Here is a 21639-nt window from a genome sequence, read left to right on the forward strand (position 1 = left end):
TCCCAGCATTTAGGATACATTACAACCAAGCCTGCATTCGGGCTTTTAACCGCACCAATGCCTGACTATGAATCTGACTGATACGGGACTCACTGACATCCAGTACCGCCCCAATCTCTTTTAAATTTAATTCATCATTATAATACAGTGACAGAACTAATGCTTCGCGTTCGGGCAAACTACTAATGGTTTTTGCCAAGGTGTCGTTAAAGGCATCATTCGCTTGCTGCTGATAAAGCTGATCGGTATCGACATCATCTGCGGTGACCAACACATCTTCAGAGATGCCAAGATCTTCAATACCAATAATACGACCTGAACTTACATCACTTAACATATGATGATATTCATCTAATGATATAGCAAGTTTTTCTGCAACTTCATAATCTTTTACATCACGACCCAGCTCAGCTTCCAATTCGGCAATGGTATCAGCGATTAATCTCGCATTTCTGTGAACAGATCGTGGCGTCCAATCGCCACGGCGTATTTCATCCAGCATAGAGCCGCGAATACGAATACCTGCAAAGGTTTCAAAACTCGCGCCTTTTCCACCATCAAAATTTTTCGCGGCTTCAATTAAACCAATCATGCCCGATTGTATCAAATCGTCCACTTGCACACTGGCTGGCAGACGTGCCAGTAAATGATAGGCAATACGTTTAACTAGCGGGGCATGTCGCTCCACTAGTTGTTGCATGTGATCTATACCACCATAAGCGGCCAGCTTGCTGTTCACAGGTCCCCCTATTCAGACTGAGGCTGCACTAACTGCTCCAGGAAAAACTCCAGGTGCCCAGACGCGTTAACCGGTAATGGCCATTTCGCGGCTTTTAATGCTAACGTTTTTATAGCCATACTGGCGGGTGTTGTTGGAAATGCTTCGATAAACGCTTTTTGTTTGCGGGCCGCTTTGCGTACATTTTCATCATGCGGCACGGTCGCGACCAACTCTAAACTGACATCTAAAAACCGATCGGTAACGCGCGTCAATTTAGCAAATAATTCTTGGCCTTCTTTCAGGCTACGCACCATATTGGCGACAATCTTAAATTTTTCAACAGCATGATCGCGGCTAAGAATTTTCATTAGGGCGTACGCATCGGTAATCGACGATGGCTCATCACAGACCACAACGAGTACATCCTGCGATGCCCGTGAAAAACTCAGCACCATGTCTGAAATTCCTGCAGCGGTATCCACTAACAACACATCTACCGCGGTCTGTAACTCGCTAAAAGCACGGATAAGGCTGGCATGCTCCACCGACGAGAGTTCCGTCATATTCTGGCTACCCGAGGTTGCTGGAACAATTTTTATCCCAAAAGGCCCCTCTACCAAAATATCGTCTAAAGTGGCGGTTCCTGCCAGTACATGCGATAAATTTCTTTCAACACGTAACCCTAGCATGACATCACAATTTGCCAAACCCAAATCGGCATCGAGCACCATCACTTTTTTACCCAGTTGGGCCAGTGCCATCGCCAGATTAAGCGTGACGTTAGTTTTACCCACGCCACCTTTACCACCGGTTATGGAAATCACTTTTACCATCTGTTTCTTCATTTGTCTTAGGCCACTGGCTTGATCATCAGCTAATTGATTATTAGGCATAGGCGGCGTCTACTCGTGTTGTGTCGTCTTGATACCATTGATGCGCCGGTGCACTGTGTTGCTGTCTTAATTGTTCCGCTTCTTGCACGAGCGCACTGGCTTCGGCAATACGAATATCTTCTGGCACGCGTTGACCATGCGTAAGATAACTGACTGGCAACGCATTTTGGATTGCCACGTTAATCACCTCACCTAAACTTAAACATTCGTCTAACTTGGTGAAAATACACCCCGCTAAACCAATGCGTTTAAACTGTTGCACGCTTTCTTGCATAACTTTAGCTTGCGCTGTTGCAGACAATACCAGATAACTTTTTATTTTAACACGAGAATTATGTACTAAAGACGCGAGTTTTTCGGCTAAACGCAAATCACGCTGACTCATGCCCGCCGTATCAATTAAAATAAGCTTACGTTGTTGCAATTGATTCAACAATAACGATAACTCTTCGCTGTCTTTCGCCTGCTTCACAGGACAACCAATAATACGACCAAAGGTTGCCAATTGCTCAAAGGCCCCAATGCGGAAGCAATCGGTGGTAATTAAGGCAACTTGATCCACACCATGACGTTTAGCAAAACCAGCCGCCAGTTTTGCTACCGTCGTTGTTTTACCGACACCCGTTGGACCAACCAATGCAATCACCCCACCACGACGTAAAATGTCATCGTTGGTGGTGTTTAACTGACCCGCTAATAATTCCAGCGCGGTATCCCAAGCGTCAGCCGCATTTAAATCGTCTGGCATAAAGCAAGCTAATTGATCGGCAATTTGCTCTGATAATCCCAACTGTTGTAAATTTTCGATAACTAATGCCCGAACCGGCTCGCGACGGGCGAGATCTTGCCACATTAACCCCGATACCTGATGCTGCAATAACTGACGCATCGACAGCATTTCAGTTTGCATTTTTGCAAATTGCTGTTGCATCAATTGGGCTTGCGCTTGTTGAGCTTTGCTTAGCTCTTGCCATTGTGCTGATGAACCTGCGGCATTGCCAGAATTTTGACGTTCAAACTGCGGCGCTTTACTCACTGCGGGCTCTGACTGTGATGCTCTGGCATTAACCGAATTGTTTGCTGCACGATTTATGGCGCTGTTTTGGCTGCTATTTTGGGTATTGCTCGGTTCACGCCCTTGTTGTTTTATCATTTGCCGGGCCAGTAATGCGCGTAATGAATCTGCCGGCTCGTTATCAGCCTCATCATCGACTTTAATACTCAGCCTAGGCTCTGCGCGTTTCGATGCAGGGGTAATATCTTCGACCACAGCCTTAGCTGCCGTGGCTTGGCGCGGTATGGCTGCCGCAGGCTCGGCATCAATGGCCGCCACAATTTCGACCCCTTCGGGGACTTTTTTATTCGATAAAATAATAGCATCGGGTCCGAGGAACTCTTTGACTTCTGCCAGGGCGCTGCGCATATCTTTGGCAACAAAGCGTTTTATTTTCATGAGTTACTCCTAGTTCGACTGGCCGATCACACTAACAATGCGAATTTGTTTATCATCGGGTATCTCTTGATAAGACAATACCCGTAATCCTGGAATAGTGTATTTCACGAATCGTGCCATAACCGAGCGTAAAATTCCTGACGTTAGCATAACGGCACTTTCGCCACTCAGTTCTTGGTTCTGATGCGCCTCTTGCAACGATTGCTGAATGCGATCAGCGAGGCCAGGTTCAATGCCCGCGCCATCATTACCGGCCGCCTGCATAGATTGATGTAACATTTGCTCCAGCTCTGGGGCAAAGGTAATGACTGGGATCTCTTGTTTACTACCAACCACTTCTTGCACAATTAAACGACGCAAGGCAATTCGGCATGCCGCCGTGAGCACATCCACATCCTGACTTTTAGCACCATACTCCACCAGTGTTTGCACAATAGTGCGCATATCTCGAATCGGCACCCCTTCATGCAGCAAGTTTTGCAACACTTTGACAACCGTAGTTAATGGCAACGTATCTGGTACAAGGCCTTCAACTAATTTGGGTGAGTGTTTCGCTAGCATATCCAACAGGTTTTGTACTTCTTCATGCCCTAACAAGCTAGCAGCATGGTTAGTGAGTATTTGGCTTAAATGCGTTGCTACTACTGTGGCGGCATCGACTACGGTGTAACCCAAGGTTTGCGCATGCTCACGCTGATCTTTACTGATCCATACTGCATCAAGGCCAAAGGCAGGATCTTTGGTAGCGATACCTTTTACAGTGCCAAACACTTGACCAGGATTGATCGCTAATTCATTGTCGTGGCGTAATTCGCCCTCGCCATTCGTTACCCCCATCAGCGCCACCCGATAACTATTGGGTTCTAAATCTAAATTGTCTCGAATATGCACGGGAGGAATGAGAAAGCCTAATTCTTGTGATAATTTCTTACGCACCCCTTTAATACGATTTAGTAATTCCCCCCCCTGCGCTTTATCAACCAGCGGGATCAGTCTATACCCCACCTCTAAGCCAATGGTATCTACGCCATGCACATCGTCCCAGCCAATTTCTTTTACCGCATTCGATTCAGCTTTTGGTTGGCCACTTGTGGCGTTGCGCGGCTGAATTAACGCTGTGGCTTTGGCGGTGGCTAATTTTTTAATGTACCAGGCTAGGCCACCTAAAATGGCTGCGAGAGTTAAAAACGCAAAATGCGGCATACCAGGTACAATACCCATCAAGGTCATTACGCCCGCTGCAACCACTAACACATGCGTGTTATCACCTAATTGGCTCGCCATTTGGTTACCTAAATCACCCTCTTTATTTTGGCGGGTAACAATAATTGCCGTGCCAATAGAGAGTAATAATCCAGGAATTTGCGCCACTAAACCGTCACCAATCGTCAGCAGCGTATAAATCTCCATGGCCTCACCAAAGCCCAATCCGTGCTGCATCATGCCGATAAATAAGCCGCCAATCAGGTTAATCAGCAAAATCACAATACCGGCAATGGCATCCCCTTTTACAAATTTACTGGCACCGTCCATCGAACCATAAAAGTCGGCTTCACTGGTCACTTCTTCGCGCCGGGTGCGTGCCTCATCTTGGGTAATTAATCCCGCATTTAAATCGGCATCAATTGCCATTTGTTTACCGGGCATCGCATCTAAGGTAAAACGGGCAGATACTTCGGCGATACGCCCAGCACCCTTGGTCACCACCACAAAGTTGATAATAATAAGAATTAAGAAGACAACAATACCTACGGCGTAGTTACCCCCTATAACCACAGAACCAAAGGCTTCAATAACTTTTCCCGCTGCATCGCCCCCATTGTGCCCTTCTAGCAACACCACGCGGGTACTGGCCACATTTAAGGCTAAGCGTAAAATGGTTGCCACTAACAACACGCTTGGAAAGATGCCAAAATCTAGCGGCCGTCTGGTATACACCGTAACTAATAACACCACCAGCGCCAGCGCAATATTGAACGAGAACAACACATCGAGCATTAAAGGGGGCAAGGGTAATACGATCATGGCCAGAGCAGCCACAATTAAAATGGGCGTGCCAATCCCTTTTAAATGCTGTAAATGCGATTTATCAAACTTGCTTAAAAACAACGGTAACTGCATGGAAGACCTGACAATCTATTGGCGGACAATCAGATAAAGCAAAAAGTGTTCCAGTAGCAGTAAAACAACACGATTAGACTACTCTTTTAAACCGCCCCGCTTTCAAATCGCTACGCTTTCGCATCACTAAACTTTTAAATCCAAAGTATTTAAATCCAAAGTATTTAAATCCTAAGCGTTTAAATCAACACTTTTTAAATAGTTACACAGATCAGAAAAATTCAGCAGGCATTAAGTTAGAAACTGCTAAAAAGCGTTTATAGTAAAAGGAGTATTTTATGAAAAGTATCATTTTGATATTAGTAACACTAAGTGTCGTGGTTAGCCACTCTGCTGTTGCTAAACCCGACCACGATAAACCTTTACCACCAGGCTTAATGAAAAAAGTAAACCAAGGCAAACCTCTACCGCCTGGTTGGCAAAAGAAACTTTCTCCTGGACAATATCTTGCGGACGATTATTACTATCGCAGCACTGTGCTTAAAAAAGCTAATGTGGACGGTATTATTACAGTACAGATTGAAGGTACCATCGTAGAACTTTATGAACATAGCAGAGCCATCGTTCGTATCTTAGAGGGTAGTCGATAATTTTATTCCAATTTTGGGTATCGGTTATAAATACGCTTTGCCATAAAGATGCTTATATATTATAGATACCAAAACGTTCATCAATGCCTTACGTCTTCAGGTATTGGCAGATCTTTGGCCAAGCTTTTCGGCCTACTGCCTTTGCCTTTGCGATACATTTTTAACTGATAGACATAGGCCAAAATTTGCGCTACTGCAGCAAACAACTGCTCAGGGATAGGATGATCTAACTTGGTGGTGTAATAAATTGAACGCGCAAGCGCGGGAGATTCCAATACCGGAATTTTATGCTCGTTAGCAATTTTACGAATATGCATGGCAACTTCGTCAACCCCTTTCGCTACCACTACTGGCGCACGAAATTTCCCCTGATCATACTTTAAGGCCACCGCATAGTGTGTTGGGTTAGTGACAATAACATCCGCGGTAGGCACTTGCTGCATCATACGCTTCATCGACATTTGCATTTGGGTACGGCGAATACGCCCTTTCGTTTCTGGGCTACCTTCTGAGTTTTTATGTTCGTCTTTGATTTCTTGCAACGACATTTTTAACTGCTTAGTGTGATTCCATAACTGGTAAGGGGCATCTACCACCGCAATAATCGATACACTGGCGCACAATCCCAAAAATAACCATCCCAAAAAATACAGCGCCGACTCAATATTATTAGGCTCGCTCATAAGTGAGAGCGCCATAATATCCATAAAAAATAGCTTTAGTAGTAAATAGGCTACGCCAACTACAACAGCTACTTTTAAAATGCTTTTTATAAGTTCCACTAATGCTTGTAAGCCAAACATCCGTTTGAAGCCCTGCATGGGGTTCATTTTGCTGGCTTTGGGGCCGGCGGCTTCCCAGCTAAAATTAAAACCGCCTAGCAAGGTATTCCCAACAAAAGACGCGACCAAAATTAATAAAAAAATACCGGATAAAGGCGCAGCTAATTCACGCCCCGCATCGCCCCAAGCAGTAAACATGGAATTGGGTTCAAATATATCTTTTTGATCTAAGCGCATTAACCGCTGACCGATGTTTAACACCGCAATGGCCAGCATTTTGCCAAAAATCAGTAATGACGCTGCGCTGGCAATTAACACCACCGCAGTTCCTAAATCTTTTGATCGGGCAATTTGCCCTTTTTTGGCTGCGTCTTGCAGCTTCTTAGGTGTGGGCTGTTCGGTTTTTTCGCCGCCGGATTCTTCTGCCACGCCAGCCTCCTAACAGCCGATCAGCCGACAGCTGTAATCAATTACATGCTGCCACTGTTTGTCATAATGGAATAAAAAGGTATCTAAGGTTAACCATAAAATCAGCAAACCCGAGAGCATGGTAATGGGGAAACCAATTGAGAATACGTTTAACTGAGGAGCGGCACGGGTCATAATGCCAAATGCCAAATTTACCATTAACATGGCAACGATAGGGGCTAACGCGATAGCTAAAGACGTGGAAAACATCCAGCCACCAAACTCAATGATGGTCCAGTAGCTAGTAACATCCCACCATTCGCCATTAATGGGCAACGTATCAAAACTAAACACTAGCATTTGAATCATAATCAAATGGCCATTGAACACAAAAAACAACAAGGTGGCTAAGATAAGATAAAATTGGCCGACAGCTGGCACACTCATGCCACTGGCCGGATCCGCCATCGACGCAAAGGCTAAACCGGTTTGGGTTGCCAATAATTGACCTGCGAGCACAAAAGTATTGATAAACATCAACGAGATAAAGCCGAGCGCAAAACCAATGGTTAATTGCAATATCACCTCTAGCACCATGGCAAGCGAAATAAGTTCGGGGTATACCGTTTTAGGTAACATGGGCATCATGACAACGGTAATTAACACTACCAGTCCCGTTTTAATTCGCGTTGGGATATTACGCACCCCGAGGCCAGCCATAATCATTAACATACCTGACACGCGACAAAGTGGCAGTAAAAAATCCGCGATAGCCTGCATAAGGGTAGACATCAGGATTTCCATACTGTCTTCCTCTTAGCCAACAATTTGCGGAATGCTTTGGTACAAATCAATGGTGTAATCCATGATGACCCGCACCAACCAATGCCCACCGAACATTAAAGCAAGCAGCGTAACAATCAAGCGTGGTAGAAAACTTAAGGTTTGCTCGTTAATTGAGGTGGCCGCTTGAAAAATTGCTACGATTAAGCCAACAAATAATGAAGGTAAAATTATGGCACTCACCAATAAAATGACGATAAATAATGAATCACGTAGTACATCGACAAAGACTTCGGGGCTCATGTGCCTACTCCATAACTGGTCGCTAAAGTGCCCATTACCAGCATCCAGCCATCAACCAGGACAAACATCATCAATTTAAAGGGTAACGAAATAATCATGGGTGAGAGCATCATCATACCCATCGCCATTAAGACACTGGCAACCACCAAATCAATAATCAAAAACGGAATAAACAACATAAATCCAATTTGAAAAGCGGTTTTAAGCTCACTGGTTACAAACGCTGGGATCACCACGGTCATCGGATAGTCTTGCGGTTGTTCGGCAACCTCCAATCCAGCAATTTGCGCAAAGGTATCTAAATCTTTAACCCGGGTTTGGTGCAACATAAAGGCTTTAATGGGAATAATTGCCGCATCAAAGGCTTGCACTGGGGTGATGGTTTCGGCCAAATATGGCTGCACGGCTTGCTCATTAATGGTTTTAAACACCGGCGCCATAATAAAAAAGGTTAAAAACAGGGTTATGCCAATAAGCACTTGGTTAGAAGGCGTTTGTTGCAAGCCAATGGCTTGGCGCAAAATGGCCAACACCACAATAATACGCGTAAAGCTGGTCATCATAATGACTATCGCTGGAATAAAGCTTAACGCCGTCATGATCGCCAGAACTTGCAGAGTCACACTGTAAGACTGCGAACCGTCGGCATTGGTGGTTACGGTTAACGCCGATAATGCGCCATTATCGGCTAACAACGAGGGGCTGAGCAGCATCAGCAGCACAACACACAGCAATCGCAACATAGAAAACTTACTTTTTCAGGAATGATTGTAACTGTGTATGAAAATCTGATGCCAACTTTTCTTCGGGGAGAGGATTTTCTAGTTCAAACAGTAAATTAATGCTTTGAGGCGTCACCCCAATAACGCGCTGTTTTCCTTGTATTTCAATAACTAATATACGTTCTCGCTGCCCCAATGGCAGAGCAGAAATAATTTTAATTTGTCGGTTTCCGGGCAAACGTAAACTCAGTTTTTTGAATAACCAGCCTAATCCAAGCACTAACAAAATGACTAGCGCCAGAGAAATGACGATTTTACCTAGCGCCATCCCGGGATGCGTTTGCTCACTGCCAGAGGCTAAAACGGTTGAACGCGGCGTTACTAAAGATGGCGTGACTCGAGAGGGTATGGCGTTAGGTGTTTCTACGCTGGGTGTCTGCGACGCATTCTCAGTGTCTACCTCCGATACAGCAGCATCTTGCTCGTTTGTTGGTTCTGCAACGGTGTTGGGGGCTGCTTGCTGAGTAGCCGTTTTATCCACTACCGTTATTAACGATGTATCGGTGTTTTCTTTGTTTTCTATGTTTTCTGTATTTGCAGCAGGCGTTTGCGCGATCTTCAGGGCCGATGTGGCAACGTCAGCAGATGATGTTACAGCCATAGCCAAAGGGACACTGCTATTAATCGCTAATAGCATTACGCCAACACTGATAAGCAAAATACGCATTAGCGAAGCTTCTTAATCCGTTCAATTTGGCTGATCACATCGGTTAAACGAATACCAAATTTATCGTTTACCACCACCACTTCACCATGGGCAATTAGGGTACCATTCACTAGGACATCCAGAGGCTCACCGGCGATACGTTCTAACTCGACGACAGAGCCTTGGTTTAATTGTAGTAAGTTGCGGATACTGATTTTTGCCCGCCCTACTTCCATCGAAATAGTCACCGGGATATCAAGAATCGTATCTAATTTACGTTTGTCCATCGCTGACTGTTTTTCGTCATGTAATTCTTCTAACTCAACCGCTTTGGCGCCATCACCGGCCTCTGACATCGCAGCTGCCCACTCATCCATTGTATCTTGATCATTTGCCATAATAGTTACCTTCTGTCCCGATCATTAAAATTCAGATCGGCTTCTAATTCTGAGATGTCTGCGTCATTATCTAAGCGTCTGCCGCCTTTGGTAAAGACTTGTAATTCTGATTTTACTGACTCTGGGCGTTTGATTTTTTCAATAATTTTTAATGCCACATTATCGCGTGAACGGCCCATTTTGGCACGAAAGGTGGGTAAATCTTCAATAAGTACGGTGATATGCTCAGGAATATCGACTGGAATAATATCGCCTGCTTTTAATTCCATAATATCGCGTAAGGTTAAATCCACATCCAACATTTTCGTGCTAAGCCCTACTTTCACATCCATAATTTCGTCACGTAAGGCTTTTGACCAGCGCAGATCGGTGTCTTCTTTATCACTTTGCACACCGGCATCTAATAACTCACGGATCGGCTCCAACATCGAGTAAGGCAGTGCCACGTGAAAATCGCCACCACCCCCATCAAGTTCAATATGGAACGAACTGATAACAACCACTTCAGTGGGACTCACAATATTCGCCATGGCGGGGTTAACTTCAGAGTCAAGATACTCAAAGGACACATCCATTACCGGCGCCCAAGCTTCTTTGTAATCCTCGAAAATCAGTTTAAGCAACATTTGAATAATACGTCGTTCGGTTGGCGTAAATTCCCGACCTTCAATTTTGGCGTGATAGCGGCCATCGCCACCAAAAAAGTTATCCACTAAAATAAAGACCAGCCGAGCTTCCATGGTAATTAAGCCGGTGCCTTTGAGCGGGCGAAAGCGCACCATGTTTAAACTGGTTGGCACAAACAGCGTATGCACATACTCGCCAAACTTAATCATTTGTACGCCATTTATCGACACTTCTGCGGTTCGACGCATCATGTTAAATAAGCTAATGCGCATGTGCCGGGCAAAGCGTTCATTTACCATTTCTAAGGTGGGCATTCGACCGCGAACAATCCGATCTTGTGACGAAAAATCGAATTGCATGGTGCCAGAGCCGTCTTTCGCGTCTGCCGACCCTACCTCTTCTTCTTCGACTTCGTCAACGCCATGTAATAGCGCATCAATTTCATCTTGTGACAATAAATCGGACACGGCTGCTCACTCTTATTGCATAACAAAACCGGTAAATAGCACTTCTGCTACTACCACAGAACCCACCACATCCAACATGGCATTTTGTAACTCTATTAACGCTTTATTTTTTAATTCTTCTTTACCGGTCGCGGTAATCAGCTCATCGGCATTAGACGCACTAAAAGTGGCTAATAACGAGCCTTCAATCAATGGAATATGCCGCAGAGCTAACCCTTGATTCGCTTCACCACGAACCATTAATTGCACACGAATTTGTACCATACGATCACGAGAGGCACCTGCCACATTAAACACAAAAGGTCGCGGTAATTGCACATACAAAGCGGTACCTTGTGTTGCGCCACCCGCAGCCGCAGCACCGTCTGTTACCGTTTCAGATGCCGTGTCGGTCACTTCAGGGGCGGTTTCTCCCCCCATTAAAAAGAAGTAAGCCCCAGCACCACCCGCTAGCAGAACCACAATACCGATAATCAGCATTAACTTCTTTTTCTTACCGCTGTTATCAACAATCTCTAAATCATTCTCTGCCATGATGTTATGGCTCCTTGCAGTATCTAATACCTGTTATAAGTTGGTATTATGGTCATCAGCGCAAGCGTTTGTAAACAAAAGCTACTCATCTTACACATAGGATGCTTAAGCGTAATAATCAACTAAGCGTTCGCTGTGATGTATATCGATTGTGCTATTGATTACACCGCCCTCTGCCGCGCTTTGTGTATCATCACCTGAGGGTGTGCTGCGACCGCCATGTTGCTCAGTTGATTGACGTTCTTGACGAGCTTGCTGCTGTACTTGCCCTTCCCCCAACTGAATGCCTTGCTGTTGTAACATCTCACGTAATTTAGGCATTTGCTGTTCAAGTAATTCTTTTGCTTGTTGTTGTTGCACAATAAACTGCACGGTAGCTTGTTCTTGTTGCAGATTAACCCGAATTTGCATTTGGCCTAATTCAGCAGGATCTAGCCGGATCTCAGCAACCTGCACGTTTTGCCTTATCATTAATTGCACCCGCTCACGTAATTGGCCGGTCGCATCTTGTTGCTGCAAATTAAGCTGTTTTAACTGCGCCGCTAAACTTGGTGCTACCGCAGCACTTTGTGGCCGAGATTGTTGCTCAAGTACACTGGCAAAGCCCTCTGCTCTAGCTAACGAAACCGCGGCCTCAGTGGTCGGCGTACTCGAGCTGTTTACCGTTGCAGCAGTGGTTTGCGATCCATTTTGAACTAACGCCACCTCAAATTTAGTAAAGTTCAAGGTTTTGCTATCTTGACGTGCTTGCCCTTGCTGTTCGTTGTTGCTCGCAGTGTCGCTAGCAGATTCAGCCGCTACACTTGCCATCACGCGTGACGCGTTCGATGCGCTGTCTGTAACACGTGCAGTACTACTACCTAGCGTATCCAGTCCGCGTTTTTGGCTAGCGCTAGCTTTATTCGCTGTAGCAGTGCGTTCATTGGGTATTGATAAGCCTAACCCCGTCGCCACAATATTTTCTGCGGCATTAACCGCTGTAGCAACCGCATCCGTTGCGTCAGGTAGAGGCGCTGAACCTGGGGTGTTTATTGCCGGTGCTGAAGTTGTCGCTATCGTAACGGATTGAGCTTGAGCGGCTTTTGTCGATGTAGCATCAATGTGTTCTAGCGTGTTATCTGTGGCAATGGCTGCTGCCGATACTGCGCTGTTTGCCATCATAGGTTTGTTTACCTCAGCAGAGGTTCCAGCAACCGAGGACGCTTCTTGTGCTATCTTAGACACGTCGTTTGCCATGGTGTTATTTGATGAGGTTATAAGTGAACTTGCCGAAGCCGACGCTAGCCTGTCAGATTGACTTGACAGCCCAGACACATCACCACGCACGCTTGACGTGGCGGCCTGTGCATCAGCGCCTGCCGAAATCTTATTAGCCGCAAGACTCTCAGATACCAAACGCTCTGCTGCACTCTCAACGGCGAGTATGTCGGCTGACGTAGTCTCAGCCATCGCCTTTGTTGGCGACGCCTTGTCAATCACTTGGCGCTCTGCATCTTGGTTTACTGCGGCTTTTGATAAATGAGCAACATTGACCAGTGAAGAGTCTGGAGTAAGTGCGTTGACGCTTTGATGAGCTCGTGGATTGTCCTGAGCTATATCGTTGAGTTCCGAACTATTTATAGACGTTATAAGATCGGTGGCGATGTTAGAAGAACTAGGTAATGTTGTTGTAGATCCAGCACTGTTAAACGAGGTTACTAAGGATGCGACACTGTCCGAAGAACTGGCTGACTTCACTAAAGATACAGCGGTGTCTGAGGAAGTCGTTAACGCTGCGGCCGATAAAGCGCTAGCGCCTTGCTGTACTGTCTTTGCGTTAGATTCGCCTGTCGCCTCAGTTAGAACATCAGCACTGGCTTGTGTTGTTATGATGTCGGCTTGACCTTGGCGAGCTATAGCCGGCACACTCACGCCCTTTTGTATTGCTTCTTCGCTCAGAAGTGGGAGCGGCATTGCTTGTAGCGGGGTTTCATCATCGGGGACTGGCCCCAGTTTATCGATAAGTGGTTCATCTTGGAGATGGTGTAAACGCGAACCTATTAACGCTTTTTGTGATACTTGGGTATTAGCATCGCTTGATTGCTGAATAAGCCCTAACCATTTACCAGCAAAATCTGCCTCAATATCCGCATGTTCATTAACTTGCTCAGCATAAAATGACGGATCCGTATAAGCTGTTTCCATAGCATCTTTATCTGACATTGCCGCAACAGCGGGCTGATTTGACAGATGCTTTGCTGACAAAACAGGCCCAGAAGCATCTAGATTCTCTGTAGTATGAGGCGCGGTTTTTGATAGCGTTGTTGGCGGCATAGTGGCGGCAGAAGTTTGCCCCTGTCGTAGGTCTTTCGTATATTGCTCGTCTTGCAACAATTGTTGAAATGCTGCAGCTTGTTGCGCGAAAGCATCTGCTTGACCAGGCTTAGCAAAACCAGCATCCCCCGTGGAGAGCGATTCTAACCCACTAAACAATAAAGAAAATTGTAAGCCTTGCGACATATTTGACTCCGCTTTATCTAAGAGAGTAAGTGCTGCTGTATTTAAATAGTTGAAGCAAAAAACGCGCCAATGTTAATATTGCCTTATTGCTTTTGGTGTGTGCGTCAACGCTTATTTTCTGCAAGCAATTGATCTTAAGGCAATTATTCTGAAGGCAATTGCTCTGCAAGTAAGCGCTGTCGATAAAAGCGTTGAGCTGCATACTCATCCGCGAGCTTTTGTTGCTGCCGATCATCGGCCAGTTGCGCTTTTAGCTGCGCTTGCTCAACTAACTTTTCTAGTGCTTTGCGTTTAGTTTGCATTTTTAACCAACTTTGTCGCCGTTGCTCTGCCGCATTGCGCGTTTGTTGCACAACCCGCCCCTGCTGCGTTAAGGCCTGATCTAACTTGCTGATAAAACTCACATACTGATTATATTGACGCCCGCCTAACCCAACCGCACCTTGCTGTAAACTTTGTTGAATATACTCTGTGCGATAATTTGCCAGCCCTTGATACTTTTGCTCGGCTTGCACGAAAGCTTGCTGTGCCCGTATAAAATGCCCCTGCAAATTCTCTTCCCGCTCTTTTTGTACTTTAATCAGTAGCTGTAAACGTGCTGTGGCCATTAATTTGCTCGCTTAGGTTGAGGCGCTAATTGGCTTAAAAGTGTCAAACAATCGTCATATGGCACAACGTCTTTCATCCCTTGCTGTAAAAATTGGTTGATGCGCGGCATCATATTGATCGCCAAATCTAATTGCGGATCGCTGCCCCTTACATAGGCACCAATGGCAATTAAATCTTTACTTTGCTGATAACTGGCATAGAGCTGTTTAATACTTCTAGCCATCAGTTGATGCTCGTTACTGGTTACCGCTGGCATTACTCGGCTGATCGACTTCTCAATATCGACGGCAGGAAAGTGCCCAGCATCGGCCAGAGATCGTGATAACACGATATGCCCATCAAGTATGGCACGAGAAGCATCCGCAATCGGATCTTGTAAGTCATCCCCCTCTGACAACACCGTGTAAAATGCAGTGATAGATCCTTGGTTGCCACTGCCGTTACCGGCACGTTCCACTAACGCCGGTAATTTGGCAAATACAGACGGTGGATAGCCCTTAGTTGCAGGCGGCTCACCTACGGCTAGCGCTATTTCACGTTGTGCTTGTGCATATCGAGTGATCGAATCAATTAATAGCAACACATCTAAACCTTGATCACGGAAATATTCGGCGACCTGTACCGCCGTCTCACACCCCTTTAACCGCATCAAAGGCGACACATCGGCGGGCGCAGCAATGACAACGGAGCGTTGCTTACCCTCTTCCCCCAAGATTTCATCAATAAATTCTTTGACCTCCCGACCGCGCTCCCCCACCAATCCTACCACAATCACATCTGCAGCCGTGCCGCGCGTCATCATGCCTAATAACACACTTTTGCCCACACCCGATCCCGCAAATAATCCCATGCGCTGGCCTTTACCCACAGTGAGAATCGCATTAATGGATCGTACGCCAACATCAAGTGGTTGTTTAATTGGTCGACGATTCAGGGGATTAATAGGCTTCCCTTTGCCACTGGCAAACAGAGTCGCGCTTATCGGCCCTTTGTCATCTAAAGGTTTTCCCACCCCATCAATCACCCGACCCAATAACGCCATACTAAGCGGTACGCCTTTGTGCTGTAATAACGGTGTTACCCGCGCGCCAGGCACTACGCCATCAATATCTTCTTGCGGCATCAAAAATACGCGATCTTGGGCAAAGCCAACCACTTCGGCCATAATATGGCCACGCGCACTGTCGACTAAACAGGCTTGGCCAATGGCGGCGCTGCAGCCCGTTGCTTCAAGCGTTAATCCCACCACGCGTACTAAACGCCCAGACACGGCAGGCCGACTGGTTTGAATGTACTGTTGTTGCTGTTGTACAAAGCGGAGAAGATCGACGTTTTCCAACATAAAATACCTGCAATGGGTAAACGCCGCAGATTGGCGTTAGTCTTCTGAGGAGTGATGCAGGAAATGTTCCAAGCTGCTTTCAAGTCGTTGTGTCAAGGTTCTGTCAACGCTGGATTTTTCAGATTCAACCACGCAGCCACCCTGCTCTAACAGGGGCTCAGCGCGTAATTGCCATTGCCTTTCCTGTAAATCTGTCTCAGTGTAATGCTCGCGTATGATAGTCAGATCATCGGGATGTAATTTAATGATCACGTGTTCGGCTTTTAACGGCAGTGCAGCTGTCGCTTGCTGTAAAGCGTGTAATACCACCTTGGGATTGGTTTTTACCTCAACTCCAATCACGGCTTTAGCCATGGCCAACGCTAGCTCGCTGAGCGCTTGCTCGACTTGTTCATTTAAGCCTTTTAATGGCTGTTGTAATTGCTCAATAAGCTGAGTGAGTTGTCCTAACTTATTCTCAATTTCTGGCTGGATCGCGGCTAAACCCTGTTTTTTACCCTCTGCAATACCTTGCGCTAATCCCGCTTCTTGCCCTTGCTCAAGCCCCTCTTTATAACCTTTACTAAAGCCTTCTTCTTTACCTTCGGCAAAGCCGTCATCATAGGCCGCTTGTTGCAGCTGCGCCATATCTTCGGCGGTAAGCGGTTTATACTCGGGCTCCTCGGCCACTGAGCTAGACTCAACTAGCGTTTTTGGGGGTAACCGTAGATTTAATGCGTTAGTCTGACCAGGTTTTAAATCTGTTTCGGTAGATAAATCAAGCGTCTGCCAAGCTTCAAGCGCGTCAGATACGGCCTCATCAGGTGAAAAAGGTTTTTTATATCGAAACGGATCAGTATTCATATTTTACCTGAAAACAGTTGAGCCCAATACACGGGCGCAGCCTACATTTGTGTTACACAAATTCTTCGCCACCACCGCCACCCAGCATGATTTCGCCCGCATCGGATAGGCGACGGGCAATGGATAAAATTTCTTTTTGTGCCGCTTCTACTTCGCTGATCCGCACAGGCCCCATAGCTTCTAAATCATCTTGCAACAATTCGGCTGCCCGCTTAGACATATTTTTCAGGATCTTTTCTTTTAAGTTTTCGTCAGTCCCTTTTAGCGCTTTCATCAAGGCGTCTTGCTGAACTTCACGCAATATGGTTTGAATTCCCCGATCATCCACATCAATAAGGTTTTCGAATACAAACATCAAATCTTGGATTTGCTGCGCCATCTCTTCGTCATGCTCGCGGATAGAATCCATTAACTGACCTTCTAAGTTGGTATCCAGATAGTTAAGAATATCCGCAGCCGCCTTTAAGCCGCCCATTTTTGCTGTTTGTGCGCCCGCTTGCCCAGCAAACTGTTTCTCCATAATTTCGTTTAGCTCTTGCAATGCTGCCGGTTGTACTTCCTCTAAATTGGCAATTCGCATAGTTAAATCTAAGCGAACTTTTTCAGAGAATTGCGACAAGATTTCGGCAGATTGCTCTGGCTCTAAATACGACAATACAATAGTTTGAATTTGCGGGTGTTCATTACGAATGATATTGGCAACTTGCTTGGAATCCATCCATTTTAAGGAATCAAGACCGCGAGCACCGCCGCCCAAGACAATTTGATCTATTAAGTTAGCGGCTTTCTCTTCACCCAGCGCCGCCGTCAATGCGCGTTTGATAAATTCTTCGCTTTGGAAACCTATAGTACTAAAGTTCTGAATTTGTTCAATAAAACGCCTATGCACCGCAGCAATTTTTGCTTGATTTAAATCGGTAGTTTGTGCCATTGCCATGCCTACACGCTGCACTTGCTTTGGCTCTAAGTGTTTTAGAATTTGGGCAGCATCTTCCTCTGATAAGCTCAGCAACAAGATGGCCGCTTTTTCTACGCCATCGAGTTTACTAATATCGAAGGCTTTAACCTCTTTTTTCTCACTCATCTTCTGCTAACCAATTTTTTACCACCAGAGAGGACAATTCCGGTTCGTTCGCCACAAGCGCACGCACCGCTCTTAGTAAATCTTCATCACCATGTAAATCCGGTAACATCAAGGTGCCATCCGGGGCAAAACCAACCGATTTCTCGTCAAATTGATTTGCGCCTAAATCATCATCATCACCTAAATCTAAACCTTGCGTTAACGCGTTTTCATTATAAGCATCGGCAGTTTCGGCTGGATTCATGAGTTTCTTCAACATGGGGCGTACTATGCCCCACAGTAATACGATGATCACTAAGCCGCCCATCACCAACTTTAACGCTTGTAAGAACCATTCTTGTTGATAAATGGGCACTTCAGCAACAACGTCTAGCTGTTCGCGTACAAAAGGAACAGAGATCACTTCAATAGTATCGCCCCGTTGTACGTCAAAGCCAACCCCGCCTTGCAATAAGCGACGAATATTTTCTAATTCAGCTTGAGCTCTTGGTGTCGGCACTGCTACGCCATCGTCACCCGGTGTTCCCGGTTGGTAGTCTACTGCCACCGATACACTTAAGCGCCTAATCACCCCACTTTGCTGCGTGGTATGGCTGATGGTAGTATCTAATTCAAAGTTGCGGGTCGATTCACGGGAATTACGGCCAGGAATTACCGCCTGCGAATTAGCGCCTGTAGCTTGCTCAGGAATAGCTGAAGGCATTGGTGGCTGATTAGATAATGCGCCTGGAATACCGCTACTGCTGCCTCCTACGCTATTTTCTTCAATCACCATTTCGCTACGAATAGCGGGAAGATCAGGATTAAAACGCTTTTGTGTTTGTTCAACTGCGGTAAAATCCATTACTAAATCAACTTGGGCAGTGTAATTGCCCATACCCAATACCGGCATTAAAATAGAGTCAACTTTCTGACGATATTCATCTTCGCGGCTGCGCTGAATTTCCAATTCGCGACGATTACGCGCCGAAGCACCATCTTGCGAACCACTGTTTAATAAGCGACCATTTTGATCGGTAACCGTCACCCGCCCAGGCGCCAAACCTTGTACTGCTGAGGCAACTAAATCAACAATAGCATCCACTTCGCTGTCTCGAATTACTCGGCCACCACGCGCAGTGACCAGCACGGTGGCAGAAGGGAGTGCTTGCTGACGAGCAAACACATTTTCTTTTGGAATAGCTAATAATACGCGCGCTCTGGCGATACTTTGCAGCTCTTCAATAGTTCTGGACAATTGCTGCTCACGGCTATGTTTTAAGCGTTCCATTTCTAGCCGCTGGCTAACACCAAATCCACTGTCTTGTAATAAAAATTCGGTACCTTGCGACGGTTCTTGATTAAGCCCTGCCCGCGATAAACTTAAACGGACATCTTGCACGGTGTTTTCTGGAACCAGAATAACGTTGCCTTCCAGCTTATATTTTATTTTTTGCGCATCTAAATGATCCAGCGTTTGAATCAACTCTTGTGTGTTGTAAGTGCCCAATGGGCGCATTTCCGGCGTTTTAGCCCAAAAAATAATCAGAATTACAATCGCGACACAGATGGTCAGTGCGACCACTAGGGTAATTTGCCGGATCAGATCGCCTCCCCCCCCAAAGGAATTTAATAAGCCACTCTTAGGTTCAGGGGTTGTTTCGTTATTGAAATCGGTGTTGGTTAACGCCAACTCGGTTGATTGATTCTCTGCCACCTTACTTCTCCTGGATTCGCTGCGATACGCGATTAAACTGGCATCGACATAATTTCTTTATAAGCTTCAACCACTTTGTTGCGAACCTGCACGGTGGCTTCAAATGCTAAAGAGGATTTTTGAGCGGCGATCATGGCTTCTGCCAGTGACACACGTGGATCACCCATTTCTACAGCCGTTGCCATTACCCGCGTTTGCTGTTGTAAGGCATTTACGCTACCAAGGGCATCTTTAAACAAGGTAGAAAAGTCAGATTGGCTACCATTTACCGGCTTAACCGCCATACTGGGATCAGCTTCGATAGGTAACGCTCGCGCCTGACCTGCCATCGCCTGCATTTGGGCATATAACGCCTGACCTTTAATTTCCATAATGCACCCTGTCAAAAAATTGCTATCACCTACACTATCCCTGATTAAGCAGAAGTTATGCCAACTCCTAACCAATAGTGGTAATTAGTATTAATCAATTTAAAAACAGCAGGTTAACCTACCACTTCTGTGATAGGTATTAGGTTAAGCAGCTAGCAGGCTTATGGAGAGCACTGGGCTATACGGGGACTTCAATCCCTGATTCACGCATCCGAGCTAATTTGTAGCGTAGGGTACGATCACTGATCCCGAGCTTTTGCGCGACATCTTTACGCTTAAAAGCACAGGCGTGTAAGGTGGCTAAAATTAACTTGTGCTCTTGTTCATGGATCTCTGTTTTAAAATCGCTGGCCGAGCTAATGGCAGAACTAGCAGCGGAGCTAGGAGTAGAGCTAGTAGCTACGAATGCCGCGGCAGCAGAAGCAGGCATTTCGGATGGTGCATAGCAAACCGGTGGTGCAAGCTCTGTAATGGAGACATAACCCGCTCCCCCTGCGTCTTGAGACGGCGCTTGCACAGTGTCATCTGTAGAACGGCTAAACTGTGGATTATCGCGACGTGGGGCGGATTCAACTAAAATATCAGCTGCATCAATCACTAAACCTTGCTGTAAGATCAACGCACGCTGCACCACATTGTCTAATTCACGTACATTTCCGGGCCAAGTATGTGCTGTTAAAACTGCCGCTGCCGCGTCACTTAAACGGACAATCGGCCGTTGCTGTAACTGACAATGCCGCTGTAACAAATGTAACGCCAGCGGCACGATATCGGCTGCTCGGTCTTTTAAGGCTGGCCAACATAACGGAAAGACGTTGAGACGATAATATAAATCTTCTCGAAAATGTCCTTCAGCAACGGCTTGTCGTAAATCGCGATTACTCGTGGCTAAGATGCGTACATCTAAACGTAGGGTTTTGCGGCTGCCCAACCGCTCCACTTCACGCTCTTGCAGCACGCGTAGGATTTTCACCTGTAAATTAAGCGGCATTTCCGTGATTTCGTCTAACAATAAGGTGCCACCTTGCGCTTGCTCAAACTTGCCAGGACAGGCGGAAATTGCCCCAGTAAAAGCGCCTTTTTCATAGCCAAATAAGGTAGATTCAAGCATATTCTCAGGAATGGCCGCGCAGTTAATAGCAACAAAAGGTGCGCTTGCCCGTGCAGACTGTTGATGAATATAGCGTGCAAGCACCTCTTTGCCGGAGCCACTGGGGCCCAAAATCATCACACTTGCCGCAGACTGTGCCACTCGCGCGGCAAGTTGCAGCAACGCCTTACTCTCTGGCGCTGCCGCTATGGGTTCAGTTACAGAAGTGGGTTCAGGTATCACATAGCGCGCCACTGAACTGACTAACACCTCTGGCGAAAAGGGCTTCGCCAAATAATCAATTGCCCCGAGCCGAATTGCTTCGACCGCGTCTTGCACATTCGCATAGGCCGTCATCATTAATACAGGGATCTTGCTGTAATGCTCACGCAAAGTTCTCAGTAACGTCAACCCCGAAACTGAGCCCATTTGCACATCGCTAATCACTAATTGCACAACATGCTTTTTTAAATGCAATAAGGCGTCTTCAGCACTGGCCGCCGCCACCACGTGATAACCCGCAAGCATCAACGTATCAGCCAAGGCTTCACGTAAACCTGCGTCATCTTCCACGACCATAATACGGATATCAGACAT

At 46.2% G+C, this 21639-nt stretch carries 21 protein-coding genes; 1 reads left to right on the forward strand and 20 read right to left on the reverse strand.

Annotated elements, in window-relative coordinates:
* Positions 1–19 precede the first annotated feature (19 nt).
* From IE070_RS09610 to flhA, 4 genes are read right to left on the reverse strand one after another with little or no spacing between them, the layout of a single operon-like run.
* On the reverse strand, positions 20–739 hold the full coding sequence (locus tag IE070_RS09610; protein ID WP_189482858.1) for an RNA polymerase sigma factor FliA: 720 nt from the start codon (positions 737–739) through the stop codon (positions 20–22).
* A gap of 8 nt (positions 740–747) precedes the next feature.
* On the reverse strand, positions 748–1614 hold the full coding sequence (locus IE070_RS09615; RefSeq protein WP_189482860.1) for a MinD/ParA family protein: 867 nt from the start codon (positions 1612–1614) through the stop codon (positions 748–750).
* Complete coding sequence (gene flhF, locus IE070_RS09620) at positions 1607–3067, reverse strand: flagellar biosynthesis GTPase FlhF (RefSeq protein ID WP_189482861.1); 1461 nt, start codon at positions 3065–3067, stop codon at positions 1607–1609. The genes IE070_RS09615 and flhF overlap by 8 nt, the downstream gene beginning before the upstream one ends.
* A gap of 9 nt (positions 3068–3076) precedes the next feature.
* A complete protein-coding gene (flhA, locus tag IE070_RS09625; protein WP_189482863.1) occupies positions 3077–5188 on the reverse strand; it encodes a flagellar biosynthesis protein FlhA in 2112 nt (703 codons plus the stop codon).
* A 278-nt stretch (positions 5189–5466) separates the two neighbouring features.
* Here flhA and IE070_RS09630 point away from each other — a divergent pair, with 278 nt between their 5' ends.
* Entirely contained in the window at positions 5467–5778 is a 312-nt protein-coding gene (locus tag IE070_RS09630; protein ID WP_189482865.1) for a hypothetical protein, read from the forward strand.
* An 80-nt stretch (positions 5779–5858) separates the two neighbouring features.
* On the opposite strand, the gene flhB is transcribed toward IE070_RS09630, so the two are convergent.
* The 16 genes from flhB to IE070_RS09710 form a co-directional block, all read right to left on the reverse strand.
* Positions 5859–6989, reverse strand: coding sequence for a flagellar biosynthesis protein FlhB (flhB, locus tag IE070_RS09635; protein WP_189482867.1), 1131 nt, complete (start codon positions 6987–6989; stop codon positions 5859–5861).
* A gap of 9 nt (positions 6990–6998) precedes the next feature.
* The gene (fliR, locus tag IE070_RS09640) at positions 6999–7772 is read right to left on the reverse strand and encodes a flagellar biosynthetic protein FliR (RefSeq protein WP_189482869.1); all 774 of its coding nucleotides are present in this window, start codon (positions 7770–7772) and stop codon (positions 6999–7001) included.
* A 12-nt stretch (positions 7773–7784) separates the two neighbouring features.
* Entirely contained in the window at positions 7785–8054 is a 270-nt protein-coding gene (fliQ, locus tag IE070_RS09645; RefSeq protein WP_189482871.1) for a flagellar biosynthesis protein FliQ, read from the reverse strand.
* On the reverse strand, positions 8051–8797 hold the full coding sequence (fliP, locus tag IE070_RS09650) for a flagellar type III secretion system pore protein FliP (protein WP_189482874.1): 747 nt from the start codon (positions 8795–8797) through the stop codon (positions 8051–8053). The genes fliQ and fliP overlap by 4 nt, the downstream gene beginning before the upstream one ends.
* 7 nt (positions 8798–8804) lie before the next feature.
* A complete protein-coding gene (fliO, locus tag IE070_RS09655) occupies positions 8805–9503 on the reverse strand; it encodes a flagellar biosynthetic protein FliO (RefSeq protein ID WP_229797013.1) in 699 nt (232 codons plus the stop codon).
* Positions 9503–9880, reverse strand: a complete 378-nt coding sequence (gene fliN, locus IE070_RS09660) for a flagellar motor switch protein FliN (RefSeq protein WP_189482876.1) — start codon at positions 9878–9880, stop codon at positions 9503–9505. Before fliN ends, fliO begins: the two co-directional genes overlap by 1 nt.
* Positions 9881–9885: 5 nt before the next feature.
* The gene (fliM, locus tag IE070_RS09665) at positions 9886–10974 is read right to left on the reverse strand and encodes a flagellar motor switch protein FliM (RefSeq protein WP_189482877.1); all 1089 of its coding nucleotides are present in this window, start codon (positions 10972–10974) and stop codon (positions 9886–9888) included.
* Between the two features lie 12 nt (positions 10975–10986).
* On the reverse strand, positions 10987–11508 hold the full coding sequence (gene fliL / locus IE070_RS09670; RefSeq protein ID WP_189482878.1) for a flagellar basal body-associated protein FliL: 522 nt from the start codon (positions 11506–11508) through the stop codon (positions 10987–10989).
* A 105-nt stretch (positions 11509–11613) separates the two neighbouring features.
* Positions 11614–14007, reverse strand: a complete 2394-nt coding sequence (locus IE070_RS09675) for a flagellar hook-length control protein FliK (RefSeq protein ID WP_189482880.1) — start codon at positions 14005–14007, stop codon at positions 11614–11616.
* Positions 14008–14150: 143 nt separating this feature from the next.
* On the reverse strand, positions 14151–14615 hold the full coding sequence (fliJ, locus tag IE070_RS09680; RefSeq protein ID WP_189482882.1) for a flagellar export protein FliJ: 465 nt from the start codon (positions 14613–14615) through the stop codon (positions 14151–14153).
* On the reverse strand, positions 14615–15958 hold the full coding sequence (fliI, locus tag IE070_RS09685; protein WP_189482884.1) for a flagellar protein export ATPase FliI: 1344 nt from the start codon (positions 15956–15958) through the stop codon (positions 14615–14617). Before fliI ends, fliJ begins: the two co-directional genes overlap by 1 nt.
* Positions 15959–15994: 36 nt before the next feature.
* Positions 15995–16801: a flagellar assembly protein FliH gene (gene fliH, locus IE070_RS09690; RefSeq protein WP_189482886.1), complete on the reverse strand. Its 807-nt coding sequence runs from the start codon at positions 16799–16801 to the stop codon at positions 15995–15997.
* Positions 16802–16853: 52 nt separating this feature from the next.
* On the reverse strand, positions 16854–17885 hold the full coding sequence (fliG, locus tag IE070_RS09695; RefSeq protein ID WP_189482888.1) for a flagellar motor switch protein FliG: 1032 nt from the start codon (positions 17883–17885) through the stop codon (positions 16854–16856).
* Positions 17878–19581 (reverse strand): flagellar basal-body MS-ring/collar protein FliF, encoded by a 1704-nt coding sequence (gene fliF, locus IE070_RS09700; RefSeq protein WP_189482890.1) that lies wholly within the window; start codon positions 19579–19581, stop codon positions 17878–17880. Before fliF ends, fliG begins: the two co-directional genes overlap by 8 nt.
* A gap of 32 nt (positions 19582–19613) precedes the next feature.
* The gene (fliE, locus tag IE070_RS09705; RefSeq protein ID WP_189482892.1) at positions 19614–19952 is read right to left on the reverse strand and encodes a flagellar hook-basal body complex protein FliE; all 339 of its coding nucleotides are present in this window, start codon (positions 19950–19952) and stop codon (positions 19614–19616) included.
* Positions 19953–20130: 178 nt separating this feature from the next.
* A complete protein-coding gene (locus IE070_RS09710; protein ID WP_189482893.1) occupies positions 20131–21639 on the reverse strand; it encodes a sigma-54-dependent transcriptional regulator in 1509 nt (502 codons plus the stop codon).

Origin of the sequence: Alishewanella tabrizica (assembly GCF_014652375.1) — a bacterium.
GTDB lineage: Bacteria > Pseudomonadota > Gammaproteobacteria > Enterobacterales > Alteromonadaceae > Alishewanella > Alishewanella tabrizica.